Source organism: Chitinophagales bacterium (assembly GCA_019694975.1).
Lineage (GTDB): Bacteria > Bacteroidota > Bacteroidia > Chitinophagales > UBA10324 > JACCZZ01.
In genome coordinates this window covers 12,851-25,250 of record JAIBAY010000012.1, presented here as the reverse complement: position 1 = coordinate 25,250, position 12,400 = coordinate 12,851, and the positions used below count along the sequence as shown (strand labels likewise).

Sequence of the window (12,400 nt, the reverse complement as noted above, 5' to 3'; positions counted from 1 at the left end):
ATCTTAGAGAGCATTACACGCCACCTACATAGTTCCAGTATTATTACTTTTAACCACTTACCTTGATTTAATTAAGGATGTATCATCTCAAAAAATTGCTTTTTCCAATAAGAGTCTTCACTCCGCTATTCTTATTGATCTTCCATACTTCTTATAAGGCTTTTTCGCAGGAACGGGTAAAAAATGTTGTGGTACTGTTTTCTTTTGGCCCTAATCTGCCTGCTTTCGAGAAGATTCTGACCGGACTGGACAATACCATTAAAGGCAGTACGGATGAACCGGTAAACATTATGACGGAGTACCTCGACCTCAGTCGTTCAACCAATGATGACTATGCCAAGTACATTATTAACATGTACAACGAAAAGGTGAATGAGTTTACTATCGACTTGTTGATTAGCATTGGACCTGGTGTTAATGATGCTTTGCTTCAATATGGTGATAGCGCATTAAAGGCACTTAACATGATTAATGTTGACCTTGATTTGCCGGGAAGAAAATCGATACATGACCTTGGCAATAGTAACAGTAAAGAAATTTTCCTTCGATTTCAACCTTCCCAAACGTTGCAACATGCCTTTGACTTATTTCCGGATCGCAAAAATATTTTTGTAATAAGTGGTGTATCGAAACTTGATGCCTATTATACGTCATTAGTCAGGCAATGCAAAACTGAATTTGAGCCTGCCTACCAATTCAATTTTGTTTCTAATCAAACTTTAGATTCAACCATCCGTTTCGTAAGAACCATACCACCGGAAAGTATTGTATTTGTCACCGCTTATTTGCAGGATGCCGCCAGGGTTAGTTTTTCAACACCTGAAATAATGGATTTGATTTCAAAAAACTCGCCTGCACCTGTGTTTCTGAGCATAACCGATGGAGGTTTTAAAGGACAGGGAGGAGGCATTGGTGGTTATCTTTTCAGTTACGTTAAGCTTGGTGAGGAAATCGGTAGAGTAGCAAATGAAATGATGAACGGCAAACCAATTTCTGAAATAACTGTTGACGAAAAATCGAACTATCAATACATGTATGACTGGAAGGAATTGAATCGATGGCATTTGACTGACTCAAAGGCTATTCCTTCAGGGAGTTTGTTTTACAATAAGGAAACAAGTTTTTTTGAACTATATAAATGGTACCTGTTTGGAACATTGTTATTCGTCGTTACACAAATGATGCTTATCATTTATTTATACCGCACCAATAAAAGACAGAGAGCACTCAATAAAAAAATGCAGGTTACTGAGAGAATGCACAGGGAATTGGAACATACCGATCGGCTTTCTAAAATGTCAATACTCACTGCTTCCTTATCGCATGAGTTGTTTCAGCCGCTTGCAGCGATAAGATTCACAGCACAGGCGGGCAAACAATTTTTGCTTAATGATAAATTGGATGCAAATAAAGCCACACAATTATTTGAGCATATATTGGAAGATGAATCGCGGGCAACCAAACTTATCCGCAGTGTAAAGAGTTTGATGAAATCAGAACCGATGGGCAAGGAAAATGTTAGTCTCAATGCCCTTATTGATGAGACCCTGGACCTCGTGAGAACAGAAGCGGAACGAGCGGGAATATCGATTGATGTTGAATTGGAAACTGAAATTACTGTTGTACTCGGAGACAAAATTCAATTGCAACAAGTGCTGATGAATTTTATAAGGAATGCATTTACAGCGATGGCGGAAAGTGAATCGCGAAATAAAAACCTGAGAATAGTTTTAAAAGTGATGCAAGATGAAGCTGTTGTATCGGTAACGGATAGCGGTCCGGGACTTGCTGCAGCAGTTAAAGAAAAGTTATTTAAGCCATTTGTTACTACAAAAAAGGAAGGCTTCGGTATTGGTCTTGCACTTTGCAAATCGTTAATTGAAAAACACAATGGAAAAATAATGTTTGAAAATATTCCTTCAGGTGGGGCTATGTTTGCTTTCAGTCTCCCTGTAATCCGTAAGAAATAAATGAGTGCAATTGTTTTTATTATTGATGATGACATCTCGGTGAGACGGTCGCTCTCGTTGCTTCTTGGTGCGTACGATTATAAAATTGAAACCTATGAAAGTGCAGAAACTTACCTGGAGCGGGATATGCATACGGGTACCGGCTGCATTATACTCGATATTAATCTTGGCGGGAAATCGGGGATTGAACTGCAGAAGGAACTGATAAAGGCAGGGCAACACTTGCCGATAATATTCATTACAGCCAATGGAAATGTGCATTTGAGTGTGGAAACCATCAGGAAAGGTGCAATCAATTTTCTTGAAAAGCCATTTAAGGAAGAGGAGCTGCTGAATTCCATATCAGAGGCTATTCTGCTAAGTGAAAAATTAAAGGCAGAACATGATAAATCAGCAGCCGCAAAAAAGCTGATGGAATCACTTACGCCAAGAGAAACAGAGATTTTGAAATTTCTTATTACCGGAATGCTGAACAAACAAACTGCCGGAGAACTCAACATATCAGAACATACTGTTCAGCTGCACAAGTTGAGCATAACCAATAAACTTGGTGTAAAATCCATTCCCGAAATGATAACAATTGCAAGAGATGCGGGGATTATTTCTTAAAGCAGGATTGAGCTTCAAAGACCTTTTTCTTCTAAATTCAACACCATTCTTAAAGCCTGGATGGATATTTAATAAATGAAACACCGTCAATGCGCTCCCCTTTCCGATCGCTGTCAGAGCCAAAGGGCGCAAACGAGCGGGTATCCCCTTCAGGGTGAGGGTGCATGAAGACCTTAAGTATCACCATAACTATCAGCACAAAAAAAGAAGTTTAGACAGGCCTTTCATCCCTCAGGGAACAGGCAATATTTATGGCCTTAATGCAGTCTTTCAACCGCTGCATATAGAATGAACATTCTATTGACAACACTTCTGATGCAATCTATTTTTGCCGGGTGATTTACATTATAGAAGATGATAGTTCAGTGAGGCGTTCTTTTGAGATTTTCCTTGATGCGGCGGGAATGGAATTTATGTCTTTCGGAGATGCAGAAGCGTTTTTGGCTGATGCAAGCTACTCGGATAACGATTTGCTTTTGCTTGATATTAACCTCGCAAAAATGAGCGGGTTGGATTTGCTGCACAAGCTTTCGGCGGATAAGAAACGTATCAACGCTATTGTGATAACTTCATTGGAAGATGTGCGTTCGCGTGAAAGTTGTAAACAATATGGTGTGAAAGCATTTCTGCGCAAGCCGGTGGATGGCGAAGCATTGATGGATTTAATTAAGTATAACCTTCATGCATAAACAAACATCAGCGGAAGCGGTTGAAATTGAATAATGATAATCAACAGAATCCTAAAACGGACAAGCCGAACACCGTTTTTACAAAGTAGGCATAAACAATTTAAATCTATTTATCATGAGTTATTTTAAAGCATTTACGTTTTCTGGGAAAAACGAGGCAGGAAAGGCACTTGACAAGTTAGAATGGAACAATACGTCCTATTACTGGCTTGATGATGTAGCTGAAATTTCCGTAAACAAAAGAGGGACTTATCGTGTACACAGTACATGGGCACAGGACAGCAGCAATGTTCCCGGAGGTATCGGATACGGGGCATTGGTGGGAGGTTTAATTGGCTCATTGCTTGGACCGGCAGGCACTGCTGCAGGTGCGGCATTAGGTGGTTCAATGGGCGGTTTTGTTGGAGCAAGCTTGAATGTGGAATTTAACGATCCTGTTCTGGACACGTTTGCTGCTTCCTTGCTGCCTGATACATCAGCATTAGTAATTATCGGTGACCAGCCAACCATCGCAGCTGTTACAGCAGCTTTAGTGGAGTATAAGGTTCAGGCATTTGAAACCGAACTCGATAAGGATGCTGAAAAAGCGCTAAGAAAAGCCCTTAATACGGCTGTTGCAGCTTAATCACTATTTCCGTTTAAATATCGGTTGGTGCATTCATCAACCGATATTTCAATGAGCATACTAATAACTATACCGGACAATTCAAAAATAAAAACGGACAAGCTGAACACCGTTGATACAAAGTAGGCAACCCAAAACTAAAATCTTAAAAAAATGAAAAGCGTAAAATTCATTTTAAGTGCAGGTATTATGCTTGCCATCTGGTCCTGTTCTTCACCTTCTGATAATGCTGCAAAAAAAGCTGATGAAGCAGTTGCAACTGCGGAAGACCAGGCTACTGTTGCAGCCGAACAAAGAGCAGCGGCAGACGCAAATGCCGTAAATGCGGTTGCAAACGTAGTTGTTGCAAATGCAGATGAACTAATGAGTAAGGTTCCCATGCCAACTTTTGCAGGAAAGGAAGCCGAACTGTATGCAAAGGCAATTGGCAATCATATTGTTGATTTCGTAAATGCTAAAGATGCCACACAGGCTTCTGTTTACGCTGCTAAAGTGAAAGATGAATTAACCAAAGTGGATGAATTAACTGCAAAGGGCAAAATCTCCGCAGCCGATTCTAAATCAATCAAAGACTATGCAACTGCTTTAATGAAAGCAGCCGGAATTACCCCAGCTCAGTAAGGATGGTTAAACAATGAAAAATAAAGCGGACATGCCGAACACCGTTTTCACAAAGTAGGCAATACTTTAAATCATAATAACATGTCACACAAATTATCTGATGGGTTAGCCACTTTATCCTCAAAAGCAAAAAGCGTAGAAGACAGAATTGCACAGGCAAAGGCAAATAACAAGGAAAAATTAGAAGCTCAAATTGCTGAAGCAAAAGCCTATGCAGAAAAAAAGAAAAGCGAATTTGTTTCCAAAGCTGATGCAACAAAGGCCACTGTAGAAGGAAAAGTTTCAACGGCAAAAAGTTCTTTCAAAGAAAAGCTGGCTCACCTGAAAGCTGCTGCCAGTGCAGAGAAAACTGCCATTGAAGCAAAAGTAGCTGCCAGGAAACATGACATTAAATTAACCGATGCGGAATGGGATTATGAAGATGCTGTTGAATATGCACAGGATTGTGTTGACTGGGCTTTGATTGCATTGGCCGATGTAGAAGAAGCAGCTTTGGAAGTGCTGGATGCTAAATTAAAAGTGGATAGTTTACAAACTGCTTAGCCCTTCAGGAATATTCAGAAAATTTCTCTGCAATGTTTCTTAAATAAATATTCAATTAAATTTTAAACTAAATAAATTATGAAATTAAAATCACTGTTAACCACGCTGCTAATAGCTGCAACATGCATCAGTGCACAAGCGCAAAAAAAGGATGCTGCAAAAGCACCTGCAGGCAAACCAAATATTGTAGTCATCATGGCTGATGATATTGGGTGGTTTAATATCGGAGCCTATAACCAAGGTATGATGGCTGTTAAAACGCCCAATCTCGACAAGCTCGCTGAACAAGGTATGAGGTTTACGGATTATTATGCCGAGGCAAGCTGCACTGCGGGCCGGGCAAATTTCATTACAGGACAGTTGCCAATTCGGACGGGAATGACCACCGTTGGGCAGGCAGGTGCAGCTATCGGTTTACCGTCTGCGGCCTGTACCATGGCCAGCGCTCTTAAAGACCTGGGTTATTCAACCGGACAATTCGGAAAAAACCATTTAGGCGATAAGAATGAGTTCCTTCCAACTGTTCATGGCTTCGATGAATTCTTCGGCTACTTGTATCATCTGGATGCCATGGAAGACATTTATGATCCCTCTTATCCAAAGGATTTAATAAACACTGTTGGTCCTCGTAACATTGTTCACTCCTGGGCTACTACTACTGATGATGCAACAGAAATGCCACGATGGGGCAAGATTGGCAAACAGAAAATAGTGGACGAAGGTCCAATGCCACCACATCCGGTTGAAGGAGTTAAATACAATATGGAAACAGTGGATGATGCATTTCTTGCTTCTTCAATTGAATTTATGAATAAGGCAAAGAAAGATAACAAACCGTTCTTCTGCTGGCTTAATCCTACTAGGATGCATGCCGTTACACATCTCTCACCAAAGTATGAAAAGATGCGTAATGCCGAAAATAATTGGACTATTTCTGAAGCAGGTATGGCTCAGCTTGACGACATTGTTGGGTCTGTTATGCAATATCTCAAAGACAACGGAATGGAAGATAATACGATTGTTATGTTTACAACTGACAATGGTACGGAGAACTTTACCTGGCCGGATGGCGGTCAAACTCCTTTTGCCGGAGGTAAAGGCACTGTTATGGAAGGAGGCTTCCGTGTGCCTTGCATCCTGCGCTGGCCGGGACATGTACCTGCTGAATCTGTTCAAAACGATATATTTTCAGGATTGGATTGGTTCCCGACATTCTTAGCAGCTGCAGGTAATCCGAACATAATAGATGAATTAGCTAAGGGAAAAACTATTGATGGTAACACTTATAAAAACCACCTGGATGGTTATGATCAGACTGCACTCATTACCGGCAAAGGTCCCTCTGCACGACATGAAGTATATTATTTTGCAGAGTCCACAATGGGGGCGGTTCGCCTCGATGACTTCAAGTATCGTTTCGTAGATCAGCCAGGTGGTTGGCTTGGCGGAACTGTTAAGCCAAACTGGCCTATACTGACTAACCTGCGCCTCGATCCATTCGAACGTACAGGTATGGGGCAATCTATGATGTATTTTGATTGGTATGAATTCCAATTCTGGCGTTATGTTTTTGTTCAGCAGCAGGTAGGCAAAATAGCCCAAACGTTTCTTGACTATCCGCCTATGCAAGCTGGTGCAAGCTTCAATCTTTCTGCATTAAAGGCAGAACTGGAGCAGAAGATGAAAGACATGAATAAGGATAAATAATAATCTTATCTGAAAATAACCAACGGCCATTTCAATAAGTGACCGTTGGTTTATCAATGATGTATATAAATTCATGAACTCAATTCTAAATCAAATAAATTATGAAAGTAAAAACACTGTTAACCGCACTGCTAATTGCTGCAACATGCATTAGTACGCAAGCGCAAAAAAAGGATGCTGCAAAAGCACCTGCAGCCAAACCCAATATCCTCATTATAATGGGTGACGATATTGGTTCGTTTAACATCAGCGCATACAACCTGGGAATGATGGGTTACAAAACGCCCAACATTGATCGCATTTGCAAAGAGGGCGTCTTATTTACGGATATGTATGGTCAGCAAAGCTGTACAGCGGGACGCGCAGCTTTTATTACCGGTCAATCACCTATTCGTACCGGACTCTTAAAAGTTGGTTTGCCGGGTGCCAAGGAAGGTATTACTAAACTTGATCCAACGCTTGCTGATTTGCTGAAACCTTTAGGCTATCTCAACGGACAGTTTGGGAAAAACCATCTTGGTGATTTAGATGAGCACCTTCCAACCAATCATGGTTTTGATGAGTTCTTTGGAAACTTATACCATTTGAATGCAGAAGAAGAACCGGAAAATCCGGATTATCCCAAGGACCCTGATTTCAAAAAGAAATTTGGTCCTCGTGGAGTAATTCACAGTACAGCAAATAGCGATGGAACACAAAAGGTAGAAGACACCGGTCCGCTTACCAAGAAAAGAATGGAAACAATAGATGCAGAGGTTACTGCAAAAACGCTGGCCTTTATGGAACGTGCAAAGAAAGAAGGCAAACCTTTCTTTATCTGGTATAACACCACCCGTATGCACGTTAATACGCATCTCAAGGCCGAATCAGATGGCGTCACAGGACTTGGTATAGAAGCGGATGGTATGGTTGAACATGATAAAATGGTTGGGCAATTATTAGACAAGCTGAAAGAACTTGGTATGGATGAAAACACAATTGTTATGTACACAACCGATAATGGTGCTGAATTTTTTGCCTGGCCCGATGCCGGAACTTCTTATTTCCGCGGTGAGAAGAATTCGCAATGGGAAGGTGGTTATCGTATCCCTGCTATGATAAAGTGGCCTGGTGTTGTAAAACCAGGCACCATAAATAATGAAATCACTTCGCTGGAAGACATGGTACCAACGCTTATGGCTGCCGTGGGTGACCCGAATATAAAGGAAGAATTGTTGAGTGGAAAGCAAATTGGTTCTGCTAATTATAAAGTACACTTGGATGGTTACAACCTGATGCCAGCCTTACAGAATGGTGGCGAATGGCCGCGTAAAGAATTTATTTACTGGACTGATGGCGGCAGTGTAGCAGCGCTGCGTTATGAAAACTGGAAGATTACTTTTTTACGTCAGGATGCACACGGGATGCACACATGGATTGAGCCTTTCACTGAATTGCGTGCCCCAATGATTTGTAACCTTCGCATGGATCCTTTCGAACGTGCGCAAGATGAAGCAGGCGGATATGATAAATGGTATTTCATGCACATGTTTGCCTTTGCACCGTCAGCAGCGTATGTTGGAAGGTGGATACAAAGTTTCAAAGAATTTCCACCTCGTATGAAACCGGGAAGCTTTAGTCTTGACAAGGCAATGGAATCAATAACATACGGCTCATCAGGAGGCAGCAAATAATAAACTTTTAATTTAAAACCAGCGGTCATTCATCTGTGACCGTTGGTTTTTATTCTAATAAATATAAAAAGTTAAATCTATAAGATATGAAAATTAGAAATTATATAGTTGCAATTGTCCTGCTTGCATCAACAGTTTTACTGATCAGTTGCAATCAGCAAAAAGTAAAAACGGAAGCAACAGTTAGTGTAACTGATAGTGCAACTGCCGATCCATTGCCATCGTGGAATGAAGGCAACGCCAAACAATCTATCATCGACTTTGTAACAAAAACAACAAAAGATGGCGGTGCAGATTTTGTTCCCGTTAAAGACCGCATTGCCTGCTTTGATAATGATGGAACATTATGGACAGAGTCGCCTCTTCCATTTCAATTATTTTTTGCGATTGACCGCATTAAAGCAATGGCGCCACAACACCCCGAATGGAAAAACAAACAACCTTTTAAAGGAGTATTGGAAGGAGATATGAAAGCCGTATTTGCAGGTGGTGCGAAAGCATTGGGAGAACTCGTTATGACAACTCATACAGGAATAACAACAGATGAATTTGAAAAAACAGTGAAAGACTGGATGGCAACAGCTACTCACCTAAAAACAGGTAAACATTATAATGAAATGGTTTATCAGCCAATGCTCGAATTATTAAATTATTTAAGAGCAAACGGTTACAAAACATTTATTGTTTCGGGCGGTGGAATTGATTTCATGCGTGTATGGGTTGAACAGGCCTATGGCATTCCGCCTTACCAGGTGGTTGGAAGTTCAACCAAAGTAAAATATGATACAAGCGGAGCACAACCGTTTTTATTTAAGCTGCCCGAACTCAATTTCTTTGATGACAAACTTGACAAACCTGTTGGCATTCATGAGCACATAGGTATGCGCCCGGTATTTACTGCCGGAAATTCTGATGGTGATTACGGCATGCTGCAATACACCAGCACTGGCAGTGGTCCGCGTTTCGGATTATACATTCATCATACCGATTCGGTTCGTGAATACGCTTACGACCGTCAATCAGCATTAGCCAAATTAGATAAAGGATTGGATGATGCTGCAAAATATCATTGGGTAGTGGTAGATATGAAAACAGACTGGAAGAAGATTTACCCGTTTGATAAATAATTATTTTAAAAAAACATGAAGTGGTATTCATCCATAGCAAGTAGAATAGGTAAAGGCATTATTCAGTTTTTGTTACCAATACTTATTTTGATCTTTATTTACGAAAAGGCAATATCCGTTGCCCAACGTATTATACAACCCTTAAAATCGTATGTACCTGAGCAAAGAATTTTTGGTGTAGGCATGTTTACACTGCTGAGTATTCTTTTTATTTTAATTGTCTGTTATGTAGCCGGATTGCTGTCGGACCGGAAATATGTAAAGGCTTTTCTTGCATTTATTGAAAACAATCTGCTTGTTTTTATTCCCGGATACACTATGCTAAGATCGAGTGCAGATGCCACCGTAGAAAATACGGATAACAATTGGAAAGCGGTTATGGTTAACGAGGATGGTGATTGGAGTTTCGGCATAGAGGTGGAGAAACGAGATGATGGTTACAGCATGATATTTTTTCCGCAACCACCTGACGCGAAATCAGGCGACCTGAAACTGATGAAGGAAACGAAATTCAGGAGAGTAGATTTTCCAATGAACAAATTTGAAAAAATTATCAGGAATTACGGACAAGGTTCAGCAGTTATCCCAACCTGAAATTCTGCGATACATTTTATGAATCATTAACATTAAGCATAAAGTGGAAATGAAATGAAACAATTATCATCCATTAAAAGCATAAGCTTTTTAGCGCTGGTTTTATTTACATTCTCATTAAGACCTGCATACGCACAATCGGATATTGTGGCAATTGATGTGTTGTTGAATCCTGATCAGACCATGCTTGATTCTGCAAAAGCATATAACCTGCTGATGCAGAGAAATTATTCCGGGCCGGGCAGTTATTCACTTGACGAATTACACACCCCGCACATTACCGTGTTGCAATGTTTTGTAAAAAAAAGTGACCTCGAAAAAGTATATGATGCGGTATCCAAAGTAGTGAAAAACGAAAACCCAATGAAGGAAAAACTTTCATCAAAGGGGTTTTATTATTTCCCTACCAATGATTTGGGATTAGCCGGTATTACTATTGATACCACCCCTGCGCTGATGCGCTTTCAGGCAAGAATTATTGAAAAGTTACGGCCATTCATTGTTACGGGAACCAATGCAGCATTTATTCAAAATGCAGATGGAACACCGATTGCAAAGGGAAGCGATACTTATGTTAACGGATTTATTCCTGACCATAGCGGAGCCAAATACAATCCACATGTTACCATTGGATTGGCGCACCAGGATTTTTTAAAGGGACTGCTTGCCAAACCTTACAATAAGTTCACATTTAAATGTGCATCAGTAAGTATTTATCACCTCGGTGATTTTGGTACGGCAAGGACTAAACTTTGGAGTTCAGGTAGTCTTAAGTAAAATGAAGCGTTGTGACAACTTTAATAATTTAATGTTTGGCGAGCTTCAAAGAATATGAGCAATAAGCCCTCAAGTCATTTTCAATCCAAACAGCGTAGCATTGAAGAACGCTTGGCTGCCGGAAAGGAATTGCGTAAAAAAATTCCAAGGGCAGTACACGGAGACTTTAATCCATCGCCTGACAGAGTGGACCCGATTGCTATTTTGGAAAAGCAGGCAAAAACGCGATTACCGTTTTTAGTGCCTATACGTTATGCACGTATGCTGGAATCTCCGTTTGCTTTTCTGCGCGGAGGTGCTGCAATCATGGCGGCTGATTTGGCACCTTATAAGACCACAGGAATAGATGTGCAAACCTGTGGCGATATGCACGTGGCAAATTTTGGCTTGTATGCTTCGGTGGAACGCAACCTGATTTTTGGCATCAATGATTTTGATGAAACCATTCCCGGCCCATGGGAATGGGATTTGAAACGCCTTGCAACAAGTGCAGTAACCTCATGCAGGTTTCTGGGTGGCGATGTGAAATTATGTGAAGAAGCTGCAAGAAGCGCTGTGAAATCATATCGCAAAAAAATGAAGCAATATGCGTATATGGGTAATTTGGATTTGTGGTATTCCTCTATAAAGGATACTGACATACTAAGCATGATACCGCATTACATGCGCAAAAATGCTTTACACATACTTTCAAAGGCGCGTACACATACCAATATTCAAGTGCTTGAAAATCTAACCGATATCATTGATAAAAAGCACAAACTGCGCATTAATGAGCCCTTCATGGTGCGGGAAACCAAAACCATGTTTGGCAGAACAATAATAGAAGCACTGGACATATTGATGGAGGATTATAGTAAATCATTAGCCAATGACAGACGATACCTTTTAGGGCATTACAAAGTTGCAGATGCTGTGCGCAAGGTGGTTGGTGTAGGCAGTGTTGGGACGCGTTGCTGGGTTGTTTATTTGGAAGGCAGTTATAAAAATGACCCGTTATTTTTACAAATAAAGGAAGCGCAACCATCTGTATATGCATCGGACAGTATATCATTATATAAAAACGAGGGTGAGCGGGTAGTTGCAGGGCAACGGCTATTGCAAGGTTCTGCAGATATTTTTCTGGGATGGGCACAATTAGACGGCACTGATTACTACATTCGGCAGCTGCATGACATGAAAGGCGGATTAGCATTCGACCCTCACAAATTAGTGCTATCAAACTATCACGAATATACTGCATTGTGTGGATGGGCGCTTGCATTGGCACATGCCAAATCAGGTGATGCTGCTATGATTGCAGGTTATGCAGGCAACAGCAATGAGTTAGATGATGCTATGGTTCGCTTTGCATTCGCCTATGACAAACTTACCATTAGCGACCACAAGGCACTTGTAGCAGCAGCAGAGAGCGGAAGAATTAAAGTGTCGAAAGAAACGGAATAGAAATGGATGTAAATTATTA

Annotated in this window: 12 protein-coding genes; all 12 read left to right on the top strand. The window is 40.8% G+C overall.

The window, feature by feature from the left end:
• The first annotated feature begins 353 nt into the window (after positions 1-353).
• The 12 genes from K1X61_15845 to K1X61_15790 all read left to right on the top strand — a co-directional run bounded on the left by K1X61_15845 (position 354) and on the right by K1X61_15790 (position 12,381).
• Positions 354-1,970 (top strand): hypothetical protein, encoded by a 1,617-nt coding sequence (locus tag K1X61_15845; protein MBX7110123.1) that lies wholly within the window; start codon positions 354-356, stop codon positions 1,968-1,970.
• Complete coding sequence (locus K1X61_15840; GenBank protein ID MBX7110122.1) at positions 1,971-2,579, top strand: response regulator; 609 nt, start codon at positions 1,971-1,973, stop codon at positions 2,577-2,579.
• 335 nt (positions 2,580-2,914) lie between these two features.
• Positions 2,915-3,268, top strand: a complete 354-nt coding sequence (locus K1X61_15835; GenBank protein ID MBX7110121.1) for a response regulator — start codon at positions 2,915-2,917, stop codon at positions 3,266-3,268.
• Between the two features lie 115 nt (positions 3,269-3,383).
• Positions 3,384-3,893 (top strand): DUF1269 domain-containing protein, encoded by a 510-nt coding sequence (locus K1X61_15830; protein MBX7110120.1) that lies wholly within the window; start codon positions 3,384-3,386, stop codon positions 3,891-3,893.
• Between the two features lie 153 nt (positions 3,894-4,046).
• A complete protein-coding gene (locus K1X61_15825; protein MBX7110119.1) occupies positions 4,047-4,514 on the top strand; it encodes a hypothetical protein in 468 nt (155 codons plus the stop codon).
• A gap of 81 nt (positions 4,515-4,595) precedes the next feature.
• Positions 4,596-5,057: a hypothetical protein gene (locus tag K1X61_15820; protein MBX7110118.1), complete on the top strand. Its 462-nt coding sequence runs from the start codon at positions 4,596-4,598 to the stop codon at positions 5,055-5,057.
• Positions 5,058-5,135: 78 nt separating this feature from the next.
• Complete coding sequence (locus K1X61_15815) at positions 5,136-6,764, top strand: arylsulfatase (protein MBX7110117.1); 1,629 nt, start codon at positions 5,136-5,138, stop codon at positions 6,762-6,764.
• Positions 6,765-6,865: 101 nt separating this feature from the next.
• Entirely contained in the window at positions 6,866-8,437 is a 1,572-nt protein-coding gene (locus tag K1X61_15810) for an arylsulfatase (protein MBX7110116.1), read from the top strand.
• An 86-nt stretch (positions 8,438-8,523) separates the two neighbouring features.
• Positions 8,524-9,564: a haloacid dehalogenase-like hydrolase gene (locus K1X61_15805; protein ID MBX7110115.1), complete on the top strand. Its 1,041-nt coding sequence runs from the start codon at positions 8,524-8,526 to the stop codon at positions 9,562-9,564.
• 183 nt (positions 9,565-9,747) lie between these two features.
• Entirely contained in the window at positions 9,748-10,158 is a 411-nt protein-coding gene (locus tag K1X61_15800; GenBank protein MBX7110114.1) for a hypothetical protein, read from the top strand.
• A 54-nt stretch (positions 10,159-10,212) separates the two neighbouring features.
• Positions 10,213-10,935: a 2'-5' RNA ligase family protein gene (locus K1X61_15795; GenBank protein ID MBX7110113.1), complete on the top strand. Its 723-nt coding sequence runs from the start codon at positions 10,213-10,215 to the stop codon at positions 10,933-10,935.
• Positions 10,936-11,046: 111 nt separating this feature from the next.
• Complete coding sequence (locus K1X61_15790) at positions 11,047-12,381, top strand: DUF2252 domain-containing protein (protein ID MBX7110112.1); 1,335 nt, start codon at positions 11,047-11,049, stop codon at positions 12,379-12,381.
• Positions 12,382-12,400 lie beyond the last annotated feature (19 nt).